Source organism: Algibacillus agarilyticus (genome assembly GCF_003286125.1).
GTDB lineage: Bacteria > Pseudomonadota > Gammaproteobacteria > Enterobacterales > Alteromonadaceae > Algibacillus > Algibacillus agarilyticus.
In genome coordinates this window covers 89,089-110,623 of the sequence record NZ_QMED01000005.1, presented here as the reverse complement: position 1 = coordinate 110,623, position 21,535 = coordinate 89,089, and the positions used below count along the sequence as shown (strand labels likewise).

Sequence of the window (21,535 nt, the reverse complement as noted above, 5' to 3'; positions counted from 1 at the left end):
TTTTAGTCAATTACTTCAGTAGCCGGTTGTTGCCAAATATCATCTTTATCAAGTTGAATGCATGCAACTACGCCACTATGGCAACCTGCATCAATTTCGAACGGGGCTAAATACAATTTTTTCTTTTGTATTAAACCGCCAATGAAGCCCTTACAATTAGAAGATGCATTTTCGAGTTCACAAATAGACCAACTCTCAGGTGCCTCAAAATTTTGTGTCAATTTATAACGAGTTAGTTGGCCATGATAATTATTGAGGCCACGACAATGTGGCAATAAATATAAATACTCATCGTCACAGATGGCACCAAAAAAGCCTCGGCTGCCTATGTCGACTTTTTCACAATTGAATACAGTCCAGGCCGACAAATCATGTAAATTTTTATTCGTATTAAATCGTAAAACGTTACCATGCCGTTGTTCATTATTACGGTAAGGGGCAAAGTAAATCATACCTTTATGATAAACCGCACCGATATAACCTTGGCATTCTTCACCTAATTGGGTCATATCGAAATATTGCCAAGCGTTGGTGTCATCAAATGCTTTACTTTTTTCATAACATAATAAAATACCATTATGCACACCCGCATCACGGAGATAAGGGACAAAATAGACATACTGTTCATCGGATACCGCAGAATGAAAACCCCGACTATCGATATGTGTTTGTGCGGTATCGTAGACTTGCCAGGCGGTAAGTTCACAAAATTCGGCGTGTGTATCGTATCGTGTAACTTGTCCATGATGTGTTGCATGGTCTAGCTGATAGGGCGATAAATACAGATAACGCCCATCATAACAGCCACTAACAAAGCCTTTGCTATTAGGATGCAGTTGGGATGAATCAAATACTTGCCAACTTGCTATATCATCAAATGCTTTTGAAGTATCGTATCGTGTTACTTGGCCATGGTGTTTATCGTTACAAAATGGAATTAAATACAAATAACGACCATCAAAAATGCCATCAACAAAGCCTTGACTCGATTTGTCTACTCGGGTTGTATCAAATGTATGCCAAGATTTTGCATCACTGAAGGTTTCATTCAGCGAATAGCGAGCTACCGTACCAAAAAAATCACCATTATTTAGCGGTATGAAATATAAATAATGCCCATCAGAGACTACGCCCGAATACCCTTTTATGGAGGGGTGTATTTCGGTCATATCAAATAGTGTTACGCCATCCATATCCATACTATAAATCACCAATATTCAATTGAAAATAATTAGGGAATTCATGCACAACTTTTAGATCATTTTCAAATATGACGAGCTCACCTTGTTTGTCTATTTCACTAAAATGATTAAATTTATAAGTCATATACATCATTCTGTTTCGGTCATTAGGTAACATTTCAGCTAATAATCTAACATGATTATTTCGAGCTTGATTTCGTAAATGATTAATTAATACCGTTCCTACGCCGCGAGCCATCACACGACATGACATTAATAATAATTTAATGACCCAATTACCTTCGAAGCGTTCAATTAATACCAATCCAATTTTTCCATAGTCACCGTATTTATCCTCTAAACTGGCGACTAAAAGTTGATGATTATAGGATTGACGAAACAAATTTAGTTCATCATATGAGTAGGTATAACCGGTTGTATTCAGTTGGTTAGTTCGTAGCGTTAATTCTTCCGCTCTTTTTAAATCTGACTCACCTGCCGGGTTTATACTTAACTTCATTTCTAAGCTTGTTAGAAATTTTTCTTGGGGTCCATCAAAATGTTCTTCAACGGTTTGACGTTGTAAATCGGCTTGATACATTTGGCGACGTCGAGCTGAATCCTCAGTTATAAAACGTGGTTTAAATTCGGGTAATTCAGGTATTTTATCGGTATCAGCGGCATCAATACATAAAACTTCGGGTATAGCGAAACTAACTTCTTCTCGTTCAAAAGCTTGGTCATCTATAAAAGCAAAGGTATCTAACCCGATATTGAGGTCTTTTGCGATCCTTTCGATTGAACCAGACTTTGCTCCCCAATTAATTTGAGGGCTCAGGAAATAATCAGTTAACCCTAATTGTTCAAGTTGAGATAAAGCAGACTGATGGTCATTTTTAGAGGCTATGGATTGCAAAATTCCACGTTCATCGAGTGTTTTAATGACCGTGAATACATTTGGACGTAATCCTTTAATACCACCTTCAAGTAAAGTACCGTCCCATAATGTGTTATCTAAATCCCAAACAACACATTTCACAATACGTTGCTTTTGTTCTTGTTTTAAAACTTCAGTCTGATCCACACTCATTATTTGGTTTCTCTTTTTGCTCGTTCTGCTTGCCGACGTTCATTCATTACATGACTTTGATAACCGTGTTTTGCAATCATAATTTGCTGCATTTGATTGCTACCTTCGATAATTTCCATAATTTTTGAATCACGTAAGTAACGCTGAACGGGGTATTTATCAGAACAACCGTTAGCACCATGAATTTGTATTGCATCGGTAGAAATTTTTACTGCGGCTTGTGATGCAAAATATTTAGCCATGGCGGTTTCCATAATCACACTTGGATCGGCTTGCTCTTTTAGTGCGGCGGCTCGATAGCAAAGCATTCGCGTTGCTTGCGCCTGAGTAATCATATCGGTTAATAATGCTTGAATTAACTGATGCTCATTTAGGTATACACCAAATTGTTTTCTTTTACCGGCATAAGCTAAACTCGCGTTTAAACCACCTTGTGCTAAACCTAGGCAGCCCCATGCAATAGAATATCGACCTTGATCTAATGCTGTACCGCCTACATGTGAGAAACCAAATCCTGGACGGCCAAGTAAATTTGATTCAGGTATTTTACAGTGATCAAATTTTATATTAGCTAGCATTGCTGATCTAAAACCGAGCATTCCACTAATAGGCTCACTTGAAAAACCGTCACATTCTCGTTCAACTAATAACGCAATTGACTTGCCTTCAGTTTGAGCAAAAACTAAAAATAAAGACGCAACCTGACCAAATGATATCCAACATTTTTGCCCATTAACGCACCATTGACCTTCATCTAATGTTGCATTAGTTTCAATCGCAGTTGCATCACTGCCTACATTTGGCTCGGTTAAAGCAAATCCACCTATTATTTCACCCGTTGCCAAACGAGGTAGCCAACGTTCACGTGAACTTTCATCGCCCCACTTCAAAATAGCTTGTATAACCATGCTATGCACAGTAAACAATGACATTAGTGATGCGCTACCACGACCAATTTCTTCACATAAAAGCCCCCAGGTAACACTATCCATGCCATTACCACCATATTGCTCGGGTACTAAACCACCAAGGTAGCCTTTATCTGCCACTTCTTGAATTAAGGTTGCAGGCATTGTTTCTTGTTTGTCGTGATCATTGGCAAACGGCATTATTTTTCGGTCAACAAAGTCCCTAAATTCATCTTGGGCGCTTTGTTGTTTTTCACTCAGTTGAATATCCATTTTTATACCTAAGCGTTAACCGTTAATCCAAGCTTTCTTGCCGCAAAATCGGCGATTGCATTGATAGATCTGAAATTATCATAATCTAAATCTTCGTTAGCAACGGCAAAACCAAATTCTTTTTCAACAAACAAAACTAATTGCATAGCAAATAATGAGTTAACCATTCCTGTTGCAAATAAATCAATATCGAGGTCTACATCTGCACCATTTAAGTATTGCGTTACAAATGCATGTGATTTTGAGATTAATTCTTCAAAGTTCATGTGAGTTCCTTGTCTATTATTAGTTATATTTGTAAAAGCCTTCGCCACTTTTACGGCCGTGTAATCCCGCATCTACCATTTTTTTCAATAGTGGACATGGGCGATATTTACTATCTGCAAAACTTTCGTGCAGTACTTCAATTGAATATAAAATGGTATCTAACCCAATTAAATCTGCTGTTTCTAATGGCCCCATCTTATGACCAAAACATTGTTTAAATATTTGATCAACTTCTTGCGCACTGGCAACTTGGTCTTGAACAGTAAAAACGGCTTCATTGACTGTTAACATTAAGATGCGATTAGAAACAAAACCAGGTGAGTCATTAACTAATACGCTGTTTTTACCCATTTTAGCTAACATATCATTTGTGATCGCAATGGTTTCTTCAGACGTATGCCAGCCTTTAATTGCTTCTACAGTTGGTTTCATTGGTACTGGATTCATAAAGTGAATACCAATTACTTTATCTGGGCGATTGGTGATTGCTGCAACACGGGTGATTGAATAACAAGATGTATCCACCGCATAGACAGTATGTTCAGGACAAACAGCATCAAGTTGTGGGTAAACACGACTCTTAGCTTCCCATTTTTCCGATACATTTTCGATGACATAAAATGCGTCTGATAACGGTGCATATTCAGTGGTAAAGTTTATACGATCTAAAATAGCTTCAGGGTCATCTAACTGACTCTTATCTTTTTTACCAAACGCTTGAAAACGAATGTTATTTCTAATTTCGTTACGCGCTTTTTCAAGCGCACTTACTGATATATCAATTAAAACAACATGAAAACCGCTTTGCGCTAAATTTTGCGCAACACCGATCCCCATGACTCCTGCCCCTATTACGCCCACTACTTGCTGTGTCATATTTTATCCCAATCTATTTTATTCAAAAGTAAAACCGGATAACCACAATTTACCTAAACTACTCAGTAAAAATGCTTCATCAGATTGTTTTTCATAACGATTTTTAATTGAAGGCAACACCACTTTATCTTTTATTTTTTGCGCAGCAGGGTGCTGTAATACAAAACTCCCTAAACTTTGACCTGGGCCAACTTCTAAAAATATTCGACCTTCTGCGGTTAATAATTTTTCTAAGCCATCAGCAAAACGAACGGTTTGCCAAGTATGGCGTGCCCAGTAGTTTGGATCAGTGGCTTGTTCACTTGTGATCCAATTTCCGGTTAAATTCGAAATATACGGAATTGTTGGCGCTTTTAAATTAAACCCTTTAACTAAATCAACTAATGAATCGTGTAAGGGAGCCAACATATGAGAGTGAAAAGCATGTGTTCCAGGTAATCGTCTAGAAACGACCTCATCTTGCTTAAGGCTACTCTCCAGGTTTGTTATTGCCTCTTCTGTTCCACCAATTACACATAACTTAGGTGTGCTTATTATTGACAACGATAGTTGGTCATTTAGCAACGGGGTTAACTGTGCTTCTGATAAAGGGACTGCTAACATAACACCTGCGGGGACAGAGTCAATCATTCTTGCCCTTTCAGTCACTAATTTAAGCACATCCTGCAAATTGATCACACCTGATAAACATGCGGCTGCATATTCACCAATGCTATAGCCAATCATTGCGCTTGGTTTCACGCCCCTTGATAACCATAACTGCCCTAACGCATATTCAATAATAAAAACGATGGGTTGACTATGAAGTGTTTTATTTAATTTTTCTATAGCAGGATCAACTGCGACATTACCTCTGCCAAGCATGGCTCTAAAATCCATTTTGGCTTCATTAGTTCCATTAGTTTCATTGGTTTTTTCTTGCTTGGCAGGGTAAATAACCGATAGTAAGTCAACATTCAAATGTGTTTTTAAATATTGGCAACATTCATCAACAGTGTCACGGAATACTGTCTCATTTTTATACAAGCCTTGAGCCATATTTAAATAATGATCACCTACACCTGGAAACATAAAGATGACATCACGATTATTTTGCGCTTTTGCAGAAATAATTCGTTTAAGATCGGGGATGCCGTTTGAATCTAATGTGCTTAATATATCTTCGTTACCTTGATGAACGAGTAAACGGCGAACCTTACCTTCTCCGATTGAACTTTCACATCCAATAATGGATTTAGTCTCATCTGACAGGCTTTGTACTATTTGATTGGTTAATTCTGTTAGGCCTTGTTCATTTTCTGCTGCCATTAATAATAAAAACCAATCCCCTATTTGATAACGAGGTGGTTTATTTTTAGTGGGTGTTACTTCTGTTTCTATTGCTGGATTCTTATCGATATTTGGGTCAAGTGAAGTACTAATTGGACTTGTTTTAACGCGCTGTTTAATAAAAGCGAGTTGTTGTTCAACAACGTCATTAATTGCATCCGACGCCAATAATAATTGAGCTTCTAGTAATTGTTGAATGTTATTTGTGTTGTTGGTCACTATCTTGGTGTTAGATGCGCTTTCAAATGACGGTATAGGTTGAGTATCAAGTGGTGTTGTTTTTGTTTCAACATCCAATTTAATATTTAAATCGTTTTTGGCGGTTTCAGCGTTTTCAAACGCTTTGATATTAGTCTCATGAGTCTTATTGAGGTTATTAGGTTCAGCGACTTGTTTCTGTATTTTGGTAATTGACGCTTCTTGGTTATTTGATTTTGTATTAGCGTCTTCTTGGCTTGTTGGGCCTCTCCAATAACGTTGACGTTGAAATGCATAACCGGGTAAACGTACTCGATTACGATTATAAGGTTCGTCATAAGCGCGCCAATCGATTTTTATACCCTTCAGATGTAATTCTGTTATTGAACTTGATAATGCAAACCATAAATCTTCATCTTGAGGGAATAGCCCAATACACGGGGTTGTTACATTATTCTTATTAGAGCCAATGGCTAATAAATTATTAAACCTCGCCTTTTCAAGTGCTTCAACAGCAGTGTTATTACTCGATTTATCACTAAGAGTAAACTCATAATTATCTAAAGCACTATAAGGTTGCTTCTGTCCATCGACTGCTGAAAATACAGGTATTGATGCTGCGCGTGTGTTAACGGCTTGCCCAGCAAGCATTTTAAATGCTTGCTCTAAATCAATAACTCCCGCAATATAAAGAGCGGTAAGCTCACCAACTCCAGCCCCAGAAATGGCTGTTGGCTTTAAGCCTAGCCCCAACCAAAATTCGGCTAACGCAAATTGCGCACTGAATAATGAGCTTTGACTGTACTCACCTTCAACAAGTAATCCAGGTTTTATTTGATCTGCAATGTGTTGGCAACGTTTTAAACTGCTATTTAAATTGGGTTGTGTTTTGGCTAAATGGTAAATCGCATTAACGGGTATATCGTCAGTAATAACAATGGCTAGACGACTATTCAACCCCTTCTTGATTTGACTTGTAGCTACATTATTTGCATGTTTTGCTTCTGTAAAATCGAGTAATTGTTGGCGTAGCGTTTCTTTATCCGTTGCGATAAATGCTAAACGTTCATTAAAATGATCTCGACCTGTGTTCGCGCTATAGCAAATATCGGCGATGGGTGTTTCATCTGACATGGCTTTACATGAAAGTAAATTTTGTGCTGTTTGCTTTAAGCTAGTTTGATTGCGTGCTGATAAACACAAAATATGAGATGGTCTTTCAATTACCTCTGCATTATTTTGCGTTTTTAACTCTACATGAGGTTTTTCTTCTAAAACCACATGTGTATTGGTTCCAGATAAGCCAAACGAACTGATTGCGGCTTTTCTATATTCATTTGGTTGTGTTGGCCAAGGTTCAAGTTCGGTTGGTACTTTTACTGAAAACTTATCCCAAGGTATTTTTGAACTACCCTGTTTAAAATGTAAATTAGGTGCAATTTTTTCATGCTCTAGCATGAGCGCTACTTTAATTAGCCCTGCAATACCGGCTGCTGCATTTAAATGACCAAAATTGGTTTTGACTGACCCTAGCCATAAATCATTTTTTGCTGTACGTTGACCAAAAACAGAGCGTAGAGCCCCTACTTCAATCGGATCGCCTAACTCTGTTGCTGTACCGTGAGCTTCAACATAATCGATATCATCAGGTACCAAGCCTGCTCGTTGGTATACTTCTCTAATTAAATTTATTTGCGCTATTTCATTCGGTACCGTTAAACCACTAGCGGGCCCATCATGATTAACCCCACTGCCACGAATTACTGTTCGTATATTGGCATTATCTTTTTGAGCATCAGACAGACGTCGTAATACTAGTACACCCACACCTTCACCTAAAACAAAGCCATTTGCCGCTTCATCAAATGTTCTACATCTGCCATCAGGGGCAAATGATTGTGTTTTAGATAAAAAGACTTGCATAGATGGCGTTAAATTCAATTGTGCTCCAGCCACTAATGCAACGTCACATTCTCCATTGCGTAGTGCTTGGCTGGCTTGATGCAGTGCAACCATAGAAGATGAACATGCGGTGTCAACTGAAAATGCGGGGCCATGTAAACCTAATAAATAGGAAAGTCGGCCGGCAGCAAAACAAAATCCGTTGCCTGTGCCAGTGTAACCATCAATATCGTTGAGTTGACCACCGAGCTGCATCACACCATAATCCATTTGTGTTATACCCACAAAAACACCTGTGCGAGAGCTGCGTAATTCATTAGGTGGTATACCGGCATCTTCTAGGGCATGCCATGCGACTTCAAGTAATATTCGTTGTTGCGGATCGATTCGCTCTGCTTCATAGGGAGAAATACCAAAAAACTCGGCATCAAAAGCGTCAACGTTTTCAACAAAGCCGCCATAGCGTGTATTTATTTTACCGGGTGCATTAGGGTTCGGATCGTAAAAATGTGAGAGATCCCAACGATCTTTTGGTACTTCTCTAATGGCATCTTTGCCTTGTGATAACAAATCCCAATATTCTGTTAAACCATCTGCAGCAGGAAATCGACAGCCCATCCCCATTATCGCAATAGGTTCACGTTTTGCGTATTCAGCCTCGGCTATTTGACCCTTTAGCTTTTTTATTGCTAACGCGGCTTTTTGTAATGGCGATAATTCATTTAAGGTTTCTGCGGATTTTGTTTCACTCATGGTCGAACTCTCCTAGATCGCCCAGCTCTGCATCAATCATAGCGGCTAACTCGTCGTCAGACATATCACTAATTTCTTTTGCGGCTGTATTCGTCGCTTCCATCGTTGGTTCATCTGATTCTACGGTAGTTAGGGGGAATTCGTCACTCTTAGTTTCTGTATCTGTTAACTCAAGCACATCTTGAATTAAAAAGAGGACTAAAACGCTAACCGTTGGGTATTTAAATAATAAAGTGGTTGGTAAATTTTGTTTTACTATGTTTTGTAATGCATTACGTAATTCAACTGCCGTTAACGAATCCATCCCCATTTCAAAAAAGCCAAGCTCTTCGTCAATTAAATCAATCGATTCTAATGCTAATACTCTCACAAGTTGCTGTTTAACAAGATCGGTTACCAATGCATTTTGCTCACTCGCTGGCATATTTTGTAATTGTTGAAATAAGCTCGTTTCAATAGCGATATCAACCGTATCATGAAAATTTTCAAAATTTTCAAAATGTTCAAAAAAATCAATCTGTGGGTTTTTCATTAGCATTTTAGGCCAATCAATATCGGCGACCAACACTTGAGTTTGAGGTTTGTTGATTAAAATCTCTAGTATAGACAAACCTTCTTCTGGTTTAATACTGGCCATTCCTCTTGCATCTAATTCGCTTTCTTCAACGACTTGCGCGGCTAAACCTATTGATGACCAAGCCCCCCAGTTAATTGTCATTGCGGGTAAGTTTTGATTTTGACGGAATGAAGCTAATTGATCTAAAAAGCCATTTGCGGCGGCGTAATTTGCCTGTGCTGTCGGCCCTAGCAGTGATGCCGCGGATGAATACATAATAAAGAAATCAAGAGGTTGGTTAATACAAGCTTGATGTAAATTCCATGCACCTACCGTTTTTGGCGCCAATACACTTTTAAATCGTGGCCATGTCATTGAGGCCAATACCCCATCATCCATCGTGCCTGCCGCATGAATAACACCCGCTAATTTTCTTTTTTGGGTAATTGATTCAATCATTGCATTTACTTGATGACTATCTGTGATATCCGCAGAAATCATTTGCACGTTAGCACCCAATGATTCTAACGTTGCAACTTGCTTTTCAACGGCTAGTGTTGCCGCTTTACGGCCGGCTAAAACAATATGTTTAACACCTTTGTTTTTAACTAACCAATGTGCTGTTAATAAACCTAAATCACCCAAACCACCGGTGATTAAGTATGTAGCGTTATCACGTATAATGATTTCTGCTTGTGTTGGTTTTTCAATTGATAATGACGCTAATCTAGGCACATAACGATAAAATTGATCATTAACCTTTCGAAGAGCTACATTCTCTGTTGTTTGGGCAGCGATTTCTTGCCATATAGTATTAATACAATTATTAAATTCATTTGATTTACATCCAAGATCAATCTGGCGGCATTTTAATTCTGGATACTCTTTTTTAATCACTTGCCCCATTGCCCATAAAGATGATTGGCTCAGGTTTAATAGAGTCTGATTATGTTCAATATCAACATTAACCGCCATATTACTCAGTAAGACTAAACGAGGCGGCTTTGATAGTTGCAAAGCCTCAAGAGTATTGAGCAAGTCGAGTACAGATTTGCAGCCTAACTCTTGCGCTTCTATTAAGGTTTCAGCATCAAGTTCGTCTGTGTTTTTAGCACCTAAACTTCGAGTATGCACAATGAAATCGAGTTTATCGCACCCATTTAAACAATGGCGTAAATTGTCGTTATTGACAGTTTTATCATCCGCTAATAAATAACTATTGCCACCACTTGCGGTTATTCTATTGGCTAGTGAAGATCCTAATCCGGTTTTATCTGCAATAATTAACCAATTTTCATTCGTATTAATGATTGCTTTATTGGCGACAATAACGGCTTGACGGCATAAATCCTTGTTTGCGACTTTATCTGGACTGATCTCGATCATTTTTTCAAATGAGCATTCAGCTAATACTTTTTGCCAATTTTCTATATTAATTAAAGGATAATGATTTCGACGTTTTTCATCACTAAAGCGCCACCATCCCTCAGTTAATCCAAACGTGATATCTAACCAAGGTTGAGGAGACGTACCTTCTAATAATAGTAATTGACCTCCGGGTACTAAAAGCTGGTTCACATGTGTTAATGTCTGATTTAGATCTTTAGTTGCATGTAATACATTGGCTGCAATGATAATATCAAAGCTAGCGATGTCGATACCTTGATTAATTGGACTTTGTTCAATATCTAATACTTTGTATTCAATAAAATCGAAATGACTAAATTTTTCTTGAGCTTTAGTGATAAATACCGCTGATACATCGGTAAATACATATTGGCATCGATCTTTAGGTAAAAGTGATAATAAATGTTGTGTGCTACTACCTGTGCCTCCACCAATTTCAAGAATACGGACGCCTTGCCCTTCTGGTAATTGTTTAATTGCGTGGTGCAATGTTTGTTGCAGTAATTTATTTATTTCTTGTGGGCCTGGCGATTCGGTATAAAAGCGAGTAACAAGATCAGCATTGCCATTTGGAAATAGCAATTGCAACCCTTCTATTTGGCCAGTTAATGCTTGTGCTAATGATTTACCACACTGTCTAACCAGCGCTATTTCATGTTGTGCATGAGGGAATTGATCAACGATATCATCGACTAACTCTTCACTGTTTCTTGGCGGGCAAGTTAATATCAGCCAGTTATCCATTGATTTCTCTAACTGACCTTGTTCCGTCATAATCGTTAATAAACGACCTAATAATTTATGATAATCAGGGATAATAGCCAGTTCATTGATTATTTTGTTTAGTGTTAATGCCTTACCTATTACCCAGTTTAGTCCTAATTGTTGAAACGCCTCGTACGCATAAACGGCTACTAAATCATCTAAAGCTACAAATAAATCACCGTACCAATCAACTTGTTCAGCAACGTGCTTCATTGTTTTATCAAGCTTATTTGCTAACGATTCTATTGGCGGCAACCAGGCGGCATCAGCTTGATAACCAACTCGCTGTACCCAATTAGTTTGGTAGAGCCAATCAGTGTAGCGGTCTGAATTTTTAGCGACTAATGCGTGTTTGCTAACACGTTGATATCTTAATTCATCCACTTTTACTAAAATGTTGCCTGATTCATCGATTAATTCAATATCAGCACTATAAGTCGAATTCGCTTCACCTTGTGGTTTTACAATACACCAAGCGACCTTACCTGTGGCTTGGTATCGATGTAAAGCCGCCATTCCGACAGGTAAATAAGGCGTTTCGCTATCTTTTGCTAATAAAGGCACGCCCACCATTTGAAAAGCAGCGTCTAAAATAACAGGGTGTAGCAAAAAATCATTAACACTCTTAGAGACGGTCTCTGGCAATGCCAATTTAGCCAGTACCATCCCTTTACCTTGCCATAATTCGTTTAGCGCTTGAAATTTTGTACCGTGCTCAATGCCTACTTCATGGGTTTTTTTATAATATTCATCAACTGATAATTGCTCATCACAGAGTGTTTGTAAATTGTGTAAATCAATCACGTCTGTTTTTTGTATAACGGCTGTTTCTTTGTTTGTTACTTGCAATTTACCACTAGTATGGCTTTGCCAGTTGCCATCTATTTGCAAGCTATAAATATTAAAATCGAGATAAGAAATATCATCTTTCGACTGATTAGCCGGGTTTAAGACGAGTTGAACAGAAGTGGGCTTTTCTTCAGATAAAATTAAGGCTTGTTCAATGGCTACATCCATAACGGTTATAGCAAATTTATCTTTTTCACCGTTAGACCACAATTGAGCAGCGGCCGCTAGAACAATTTCTAAATGGGCTGCAGCCGGTAAAACTATTTGATTAAAAATTTTATGATGAGCCAGTAAATCGATAGTTGCAGGATCTAACTCTGCGTTAAAAACAATTGTGTTTTTAGTGAATGCCGGTGAATTTAAACGCTCACCTAATAAAATATGTGCTGATTTATTTTGCTTTAGCTTGCTTTGTTCGCCAATTTCCCAATCTATCCAATACCGGCTTCGTTGAAAAGCGTAGTTAGGTAAGCGAGCTTGAGCCGGGCCGGTGCCATTTAATTCAGACCATTTTATGTTTAAACCTAGGGTCCATAAATGCCCTAAGCTTTGTAATATTGTTGCCCAGGGCGAATGAGATGCTCTTAAACTGGGTAACCAGACACAGTTTTTGGCTGTATCATCATCAAGTGTGTCACAAATTTGCTTTCCTAGTGAACACAAAGTGGGTTTAGGGCCAACTTCAACAAAGGTTGTATAACCATCATTTATTAATGCTTGTATTCCCTGTGAAAAGCGAACTGGCGATTCAACATGCTCAACCCAATAATTCGGTTTTGATATGGCCAGATCTATTTTTTCACCGGTTAGGGTTGAGTAAACATCGATAGATGGTTGATTATAACGGATACTGTTGGCGATATTTGAAAATGGGGATAACATTGGCCCCATCATGTTTGAATGAAAAGCATGAGAAACTTTTAAAAGTTGAGGCTCCACACTTGAAGCCTTTAAGGCATCGGCAAATGCGGCAGCCGCGATGGGTTCACATGATACGACAACATTATTAGGCCCATTTATTGATGCGATGGATAACTCCCCCCCCCACGGTTTAATGAGTTCAAGTACAACCTGTTCGCTTAAAGGCACAGAAACCATCGCTCCCGGTTCACATCGCTCTTGCATTAAGCGTCCACGTTCTGAAATAAGCGATATCGCATCTTCTAATGAAAATACACCTGCACAGCATGCTGCTGCATATTCACCTACACTGTGGCCCAATACTGCATCTGGTTTTATTCCCCATGATTGCCACAATTGAGTGAGTGCATACTCAATTGAAAAAAGTATGGGTTGGGTGAAAGCGGTTATATTAAGTAATGATTCGAATTTTTCTTCTTCAGCATAGAGCAAGGAGATCAACGAATGTCCCAATATTGGTTTTAACAAACCATCACAGGCGTCAAGTGCCTCTTTAAAAACAGTAGATTCACGATAGAGCTCTTGACCCATACTTCGGAACTGACTACCTTGGCCGGTAAAAATGAAGGCTATTTTTTCTTTACCTGAATTTGAGACACGACCCGTTGGCAAATTATCTAATTTTAATCGTTGTAGAATCGCATCCGTACTGTTTCCAATTAGTGCTGTCCGATAAGGTAACTGAGTTCGGCCTGATACTGATGTTCGTGCTAATTCTGCCCATTCTTCTTGGTTTAATGAAGGTGATGTTTTGAGTTTATTTTGCCAAGCTATTTTTAACCCATTTAGTGATCTTTCATCTTTTGCACTTATTGGTAATATTCTCCAATTTTGCAAGGGGTTGCTGACGGGGGCTTTAGATATTTCAGGTCGGGTTCCAAGTATTATATGCGCATTAGTTCCGCTAAAGCTAAAAGAGCTAACACCGGTATAACGCGTTTTTTGGTCCCATGACTGAAGTTTTGTCGGAATTTTAACCGCTAATTCTTGCCAAGGGATGTGCGGGCTTGGTTCGTTAAAATGTAGATGTGGTGGTATTTGGCCATGTTTTAACATTAATACTGATTTTATTAATCCCGCTATTCCCGCAGCAGATTCTAAGTGGCCAAAATTAGTTTTTACTGAGCCAACCCATAATGCATTGGGTCTTTGTTCTCCATATGCGCTATTTAAAGCGCTCATTTCTATTGGATCACCTAATGCTGTACCCGTACCATGAGCTTCTACATAACCGACTTGTTCAGGATTGATTTTGCTTGATTTGAGTGCCTTTTTTATCACATTAACTTGTGCTGGTCCATTGGGTACGGTTAAACCACCACTTGGACCATCTTGATTAACGGCTGATCCTCGAATAACGGCTAAAATGTTATCACCATTTTGTTCAGCATCACTTAATCGTTTTAAAACAATGACCCCGCCACCTTCACCACGAGCATAACCGTCTGCTGATGCATCAAAAGTTTTACAACGACCATCAGGGGCTAGCATTTTAGCTTTAGAGAAGTTAACAAATGTTTCAGGGCCTAACATAAGGTTAATACCTGCCGATATCGCGACATTACATTCGCCAGCCCTTAAACTTTGGCACGCCAAATGGGTTGTGACTAATGAAGATGAACATGCGGTATCAACCACAAGGCTAGGACCTTTTAAACCCAGCGTATAAGATAAACGCCCTGCCGCAACGCCTAATGACCCACCTGTACCTGCATACGCATTTATTCGGCTGGTATCGCCTGACCATAAAAGGTGGGCACAATATTCAGTGCTTGTCATCCCGACAAACACACCTGTATCTTGGTTATAGACATCTTCAGTTGGAATATTCGCATTCTCGAGTGCTTGCCAAGCGAGTTCAAGGAGCATCCGATGCTGTGGGTCTATACTTGCCGCTTCGCGAGGTGAAATACCAAACATAACAGGGTCAAATTGGTCTATATTATTAACAAAGCCACCTTTATACGCATAGGTTTTTCCGGGGGCATCTGGATTTGGATCATAAAATTCATTAACATCCCATCGAGTAGACGGCACTTCTGTTGTTGCATCTTTACCGTCGCAGAGTAATTGCCAATAGGCTTCAGGAGTGTTTACATCACCTGGAAAACGACAAGACATGCCGACTATTGCAATAGGTTCAACCTGAGCTTGCTCTAACGTATCTAATTTTTTTTGTAGTTTTTGTATAGCTTGCAGCGCCCGTTTAGTGGGCGATTGTTCGGCTGAAATATTGTCAATACTCATTAAAATTCATTCTCCATTTGTCCAAGCTGAGCTAATAATAATGCTTCTGCTTCTGCTTCAGACATTGCATCTATATCTTCATTTTGTTGTAACGAACTATTAATAACCACTTTTTCTTCGGTTTGTGAGGTTAAAGGTGCATATAGTTTATTGATAAAATACTGGGTTAATGTTTCAACTGTCGGGTAGTCAAATAATAAAGTTGAGCTTAACTGACAATCTAGCAAGGTTTGTAATCGATTTTTCATATCGAGAGCCGTTAACGAATCAATACCCAAATCAAATAACCGTTCACGAGACGTAATTTCATTCTGCGATAGAGATAAAACTTCTGCTACAACATTTGTGATGACCAAGCTTAGTTGAACTAGACGTTCGTCGTTTGTCGCATTTTGTAATTGATCTCTAATGGAACCTCCACTTTTTATGGCTCCTAAATGATGTAAAAATGGTTGCGGATTTGTTTCACAAAAACGTTGCCAATCAATTGATAATACACCTACCTGTGTTTTGCTTGTTTTAATTAATTCACTTAAATTAGCTAAAGCATGTCGAGTCTGGATTTGAGTTATCCCTAATTTTTCTATTCTAGCTTGTTGCTCAATATCAAGTTTGGCTGCCATGCCTATTTGAGCCCAAGGCCCCCAATTAATACTTAAGCCTTTTAATCCAAGAGAGTGTCGATAATTTGCCAGTGAATCTAAAAATGCGTTAGCGGCAGCATAACTACTCTGGCCTGCAGGTGCTAACAACGATGTTAAAGAAGAAAAATTAACAAACATTGATAAGATTTTATTTTGGGTTAATTTATGTAGGTTCCAAGCGCCTTGAACTTTGGGAGCAAGCACCTCTTGCCATCGTGACCAATTTTGGTTTATTAATAAGCCATCATCAAGTAGTCCAGCTAAATGTAATACGCCTGTCAATGCGGGTTGCTGATGTTCTATTTTGGCAATGACGTTTGCTAATGCGGATTCGTCAGCTACATCAACTTGGTAATAGAACGGTTTAGCATTTTGTGTTTGTAAATGGCTAATTAAATGTTCATCAACAGGGCTTCGGCCGATTAAAGCAAAGTGTTTAACGCCTTGTTTTAGTAACCAATTAATCAGTTCGCGTCCGATTGCACCTTGAGCTCCGGTAATCAAATACGTTTTATCTGTTTCTATATCTGTCGATATTATTTGATTAGTTGCTTCATGTTGGGCTTCATGTTGTGTTTCTGCAGATTTCACTAACCGCGCTGTATAAGGGGTTTTATTGCGCCATGCTACGCGGTTATCGTTATGAGTAGTCTGGCATGTAATCAGTACATTATTCAAAAACTGTTCAGGGGGTGTTTGTTTATCTAAGTCTAAACAAATGGTTGCCCACTCGCTATGTTCAGAACTTGCCACATTGCCTAACCCCCAGAGTAGAGCTTGTTGTGGCGATTGAAGCTGTTCGTGTTGAAGCACAGGTTGAGCGTTTTGTGTCGTTAAAATTAATTTTTTAGTCTGTGTTATGTTCTTTTGGTTATTATATCTACCTAAAGCTTGTATTAGATGTAAAGCACCTGCACAGGCTTTTTGGTCGGGGTCAAAATAATCGGGTGATGTATTTAATCCCCATAAATAGATAATACAATCAGCTGTAGGACATTGGTTTATTAGTTCATTAAATTGTTTAGCTGATGTAGGTGATATTAAATATTTATTTGTTTCGGTTTCTTGAAGCTGTTGAGTTTTATCACTGGGTAGAACAATGGTTACATCAATGCCTTTGTTTTGAAGGGCTATAACAAAGTCATCGTTAACGCCATCGTTATTGTTAAATACAACATAATGTTGTTTTGTTAAGGTATTACTGTTTGCCGTGTTCGATAGCTGTTGCTGTTTTTCCCAATTGATTTGATATTGTCCTGGTTCAGGATTTTCATTATTTGACAACAACGCCGTACTTGTTGCTCTACGTCCTTCAAGCCCTTCAAACGCGACAATAAGTTCACCTGATTCTGTATATACGTTAATGTCACCTACCATTTTTGTTTCATCATGGTGATGAACAAGGGCATGTACAATAAACGTTGTATGATTTAGGAAGTCTTGTTTTGCTGAATTGAAATGCAACGTGTTTATTGAAAAAGGAATAAAGCTATCTTCTATGTCGATTGGTTGTGCCATCACCATCGCACCAAAACATGAATCAATTAGTCCGGGGTGTAAGCTATATCGTTCGATTGATTTAGTTAAAATACCCGGTAGCGTTAAGCGACCTATGACCTCTGATTTGCCTCTATTTAACTCTGATAACCAGTGATAACTAGTGCCTACAACAATATGCCGTTTTCGTTGTATTTCATATACGCTGTCAGGCGGAACCGATTCAGTACAACGATAATATATAGAGGCTAATTCAGGTATGGTAAAGGTTTGTTCTTTTTGTAAAATAAGACCTTTAGCGTGTAACTTTGGTTCTTCATTTTCACTTAAACTGATTAACCTAAACTCACTAGGTTCATTATTTCGTGGGGTAAGCGAAAGTTGGGTGGTTATTTCACCTTGCTCTGGGACAATAAGCGCAGTTGGAAATATTATTTGTGAAAGCGTACAAATGTCTTTATTAGATAAACCGGCTAACATTATAGCTGATAACACCATCGATAAATGTGAGGCTCCAGCGATAATTAACTGATCAAATACGCGATGGTCTTCTATAAAGGGTTGGTTTTTCTTAGAAAACGTAGTCTCAAATAAGGTTTGCTCTAACAAGGGGGATTGAAAAGATCGTTGTAGTAAGGGCTCAGATAGTGTTGTTACGCCGTGTAACTCACTTTTTGATGCGCCTATTTTAACTTGCTGTGTATAATTTTTATGTTGGAATGGGTATTTAGGTAATTGCAAACTGCGTTGAGGTTGCATACTTTGTTTTGCCCAATCAACTTTTCCGCCTTGTAACCAATATGCCCCTAATGCTTTTAGCATTGTATAACGCGGAACTTCTTTTTTAATGATGCTAGGGGCTAATATTATATTATCCAAAGCACTATTATCTAAAGCACTTTGTTTAGCCATTCCGACTAATGTAGCAGTTGGTCCTATTTCTAACAAAAAGTGATATTTTTCTGTGAGAAGTTGTTTTAAACCATCGGTAAAACGAACTGGCGCCAGTATATGTTGGCACCAATATTCGGCACTTGCGACTTCCTTCCCTGCAAACAAACCGCTAACATTAGAGATGAGTGGCAAAATGGGGGTTTGGTAATTAATTTGTTCTGCTACTTTACGAAATTCAGCTAGCATAGGTTGCATTAACGGTGAATGAAATGCATGTGAAACGACTAAAGGTTTATATTGGATCTCATGTTGATCTAATTGGCGTTTTAAGTTTTCGATTGCATTGATATCGCCAGAAACAACAGTATTGCGTGGCCCATTATAAGCGGCAATAACAAGTTTAGTTATGTCACTTGAATTTGTTAAGAGCGTTTCTACTTGTTCTGCTGCCGCTAATACGGCCAACATCCCCCCACCTGCGGGCAGTGCTTGCATGAGTTTACCGCGTGCGGTTATTAATTTTAAACCTTCTTCTAATGAAAACACACCAGCTAAACACGCAGCTACATACTCCCCTACACTGTGTCCTATTAACGCTGATGGCATTATGCCTTTTGATTGCCATAAACAGGCTAATGCATATTCGAATGCAAATAGTGCGGGCTGTGTATTGTCGGTTTCGTTGAGTGTGTTGGCATTTTCATTATTTGATGCAGGATAAAGTAATTCAACGAGGTCTAGAGAGGATTTTAATAAAGAAGCACACTCGTCAATAGCATGTCGAAACACGGGTTCATTATCATACAATGTTTGACCCATTCCTTTGTATTGCGAGCCTTGACCTGTAAATAAAAAAGCGATTTCAGGTATATTTTCGGGAGTATCTGAATATTGAATTTTTTCAGTTGGTTTATTATTAATAAAATCAGTTAAGGCGGCAGATGCTTCTTCTGTATTGTGAGCCACTAACGCTAAACGAGTTTTAAATTCTGTTCGGTAATGCGCAGCACCCGCACAAAGTGTTGCAAAATCGGCTTTGGGTTGTGCTAACGGTCCATCGATCCATTTTTTAGCGAGAGCTTTTAGTGCTTCAATATTACGGGCAGATAAAACTAGAAGTTGTTCTTTATTTTGGTATTCGTTTATTGTTTCTAGCTCTGTCTCTAGCTTTGTCTCAAGTTGCAAATGGTCTGATAAAACAGCATGAACATTGGTGCCACTAAAGCCAAAGGCACTAATACCCGCAACTCGTTCTTCGCCATCGTTTTTCTGCCAAGGTGTAAGTTCAGTTGGGATTTTAATTTGTGTTTCAGACCAAGGGATCAGAGGATTAGGTTTATTAAAATGTAAGTGCGGCGGTATCTTCTTGTGTTGCAACGCCATAATAACTTTCATTGTCGCCGCTATGCCCGCACTGGCTTCTAGGTGACCAATATTCGTTTTTACTGAACCTACCATTAAAGGTTGTTTGAATACATTACCCAGCGCTCCAATCTCGATAGGATCTCCTAAAGGAGTCCCTGTTCCATGTGCCTCTATATAATCGACATATGCAGCATCTATACCTGCTCGAGTCAGTGCTTTATTTATAACTTGTTCTTGTGCTGGGCCATTCGGCACCGTTAAACCGCCACTCGCGCCATCTTGATTTACCGCTGAGCCCCGAAATAGAGCTAAGATTGTATCGCCATCGCGCTCTGCATCCGATAAACGTTTTAAGGCGACAACACCACAGCCTTCTCCTCGAACGTAGCCGTTTGCTTGTTCATCAAATGTTTTACAGTGGCCATCTTCTGCTAACATATTAGCTTTACAAAACGCTACTGAATAACCCGGATGAAAGATTAAATGAGCCCCACCTGCAAGAGCCATATCACATTCTTTGCGTCTTAAACTTTCAGCGGCTAAATGTAATGAAAGTAAAGATGAAGAACACGCGGTATCAACAACTAAGCTAGGCCCATTAAAACCAAAATTATAGGAAACACGACCTGCAATTGGGGCCATTGCACAACCTGATCCATGATATGGACCGACATCTGTTATTTGAGATTCGCCTATTTGATTCGTGATTTGATCTAAACTACTAACGCCGATAAAGACACCGGTATTAGTCCCAGAGAGAGAGGAAGGCACTAAGTTAGCGTATTCTAAAGATTCCCAACAGACTTCAAGCAGGATACGTTGATGTGGATCCATGCTTTCGGCTTCTTTTGGTGAGATACCAAAAAAGCTAGCGTCGAAACCGGCGATATCATCAATAAAACCACCAGATCGTGTATACATTTTGCCAAAAGCGTCGCGGTCTAAATCATAAAATTGGTCTAAGTCCCAACGGGCTTTGGGTACATCCGTAATAGCGTCTTGACCATTACTTAATAATGACCAATATTTTTCTGGGTCATTAGCACCCCCAGGAAATCGACAGGCCATGCTTATAATAGCTATAGGTTCATTTTCTGCGGCTTCGTAACGCTTTATTTGATTTTTTAGCGTTTTTATTTCCTGCAAAGCTTTCGCCATTAACGTGCGATAATCTGGTGTAGCTGACTTCAATTCTTTCTTCCCCAAAGAATGCTCGGTGATAAGGATAATTATATGAATTACCGAGTCGCTTTATTTGTAAGTCAATTGTTAAAGTTAATACCCCTAACTTTGAATGAAAATATCGTACACAGCCTATATCATTATTGCAATGGATTTATTAGAGACCTAGTTAACAGTTATATAATTAAAAAACATATATAGATCAGCTTATTAGACCACTAAGGTATTAATGCCTTTATTTCTAGAATAAATGAAGTGTATTAATTTTTGATTATTCAATATTTCACCATGTCTTTAACATTATATTAATGACTTAAAAAACGCGTACAGAAATTTTTGACGTTATTGAATCCACAAATATATTGTTGTGCTGCATTATTTGTCATTCAAATGTAATTGAGACTAATCAAAATAATTCATTGTATTTGAAA

8 protein-coding genes are annotated in these 21,535 nt (G+C 38.7%); all 8 read right to left on the bottom strand.

Annotated elements, in window-relative coordinates:
- Positions 1 to 2: 2 nt before the first annotated feature.
- The 8 genes from DPX34_RS06255 to DPX34_RS06220 are packed head-to-tail and all read right to left on the bottom strand — an operon-like array spanning position 3 to position 21,113.
- On the bottom strand, positions 3 to 1,199 hold the full coding sequence (locus DPX34_RS06255) for a hypothetical protein (RefSeq protein ID WP_111977556.1): 1,197 nt from the start codon (positions 1,197 to 1,199) through the stop codon (positions 3 to 5).
- A 1-nt stretch (position 1,200) separates the two neighbouring features.
- A complete protein-coding gene (locus DPX34_RS06250) occupies positions 1,201 to 2,271 on the bottom strand; it encodes an HAD-IIIC family phosphatase (protein WP_111977555.1) in 1,071 nt (356 codons plus the stop codon).
- Entirely contained in the window at positions 2,271 to 3,452 is a 1,182-nt protein-coding gene (locus DPX34_RS06245; RefSeq protein ID WP_111977554.1) for an acyl-CoA dehydrogenase family protein, read from the bottom strand. Before DPX34_RS06245 ends, DPX34_RS06250 begins: the two co-directional genes overlap by 1 nt.
- 8 nt (positions 3,453 to 3,460) lie before the next feature.
- A complete protein-coding gene (locus tag DPX34_RS06240; protein WP_111977553.1) occupies positions 3,461 to 3,718 on the bottom strand; it encodes an acyl carrier protein in 258 nt (85 codons plus the stop codon).
- 19 nt (positions 3,719 to 3,737) lie between these two features.
- Complete coding sequence (locus DPX34_RS06235; protein WP_111977552.1) at positions 3,738 to 4,595, bottom strand: 3-hydroxyacyl-CoA dehydrogenase family protein; 858 nt, start codon at positions 4,593 to 4,595, stop codon at positions 3,738 to 3,740.
- Positions 4,596 to 4,613: 18 nt separating this feature from the next.
- Positions 4,614 to 8,777, bottom strand: coding sequence for a type I polyketide synthase (locus DPX34_RS06230; RefSeq protein ID WP_111977551.1), 4,164 nt, complete (start codon positions 8,775 to 8,777; stop codon positions 4,614 to 4,616).
- On the bottom strand, positions 8,770 to 15,522 hold the full coding sequence (locus tag DPX34_RS06225; protein ID WP_111977550.1) for an SDR family NAD(P)-dependent oxidoreductase: 6,753 nt from the start codon (positions 15,520 to 15,522) through the stop codon (positions 8,770 to 8,772). The genes DPX34_RS06230 and DPX34_RS06225 overlap by 8 nt, the downstream gene beginning before the upstream one ends.
- Complete coding sequence (locus DPX34_RS06220; RefSeq protein WP_157964633.1) at positions 15,522 to 21,113, bottom strand: type I polyketide synthase; 5,592 nt, start codon at positions 21,111 to 21,113, stop codon at positions 15,522 to 15,524. The genes DPX34_RS06225 and DPX34_RS06220 overlap by 1 nt, the downstream gene beginning before the upstream one ends.
- Positions 21,114 to 21,535: the final 422 nt, after the last annotated feature.

Bases quoted from the DNA above. Each gene is read 5' to 3' on its own strand.
- DPX34_RS06255 (WP_111977556.1), bottom strand. From the start codon at position 1,199: ATGGATATGGATGGCGTAACACTATTTGATATGACCGAAATACACCCC.
- DPX34_RS06250 (WP_111977555.1), bottom strand. From the start codon at position 2,271: ATGAGTGTGGATCAGACTGAAGTTTTAAAACAAGAACAAAAGCAACGT.
- DPX34_RS06245 (WP_111977554.1), bottom strand. From the start codon at position 3,452: ATGGATATTCAACTGAGTGAAAAACAACAAAGCGCCCAAGATGAATTT.
- DPX34_RS06240 (WP_111977553.1), bottom strand. From the start codon at position 3,718: ATGAACTTTGAAGAATTAATCTCAAAATCACATGCATTTGTAACGCAA.
- DPX34_RS06235 (WP_111977552.1), bottom strand. From the start codon at position 4,595: ATGACACAGCAAGTAGTGGGCGTAATAGGGGCAGGAGTCATGGGGATC.
- DPX34_RS06230 (WP_111977551.1), bottom strand. From the start codon at position 8,777: ATGAGTGAAACAAAATCCGCAGAAACCTTAAATGAATTATCGCCATTA.
- DPX34_RS06225 (WP_111977550.1), bottom strand. From the start codon at position 15,522: ATGAGTATTGACAATATTTCAGCCGAACAATCGCCCACTAAACGGGCG.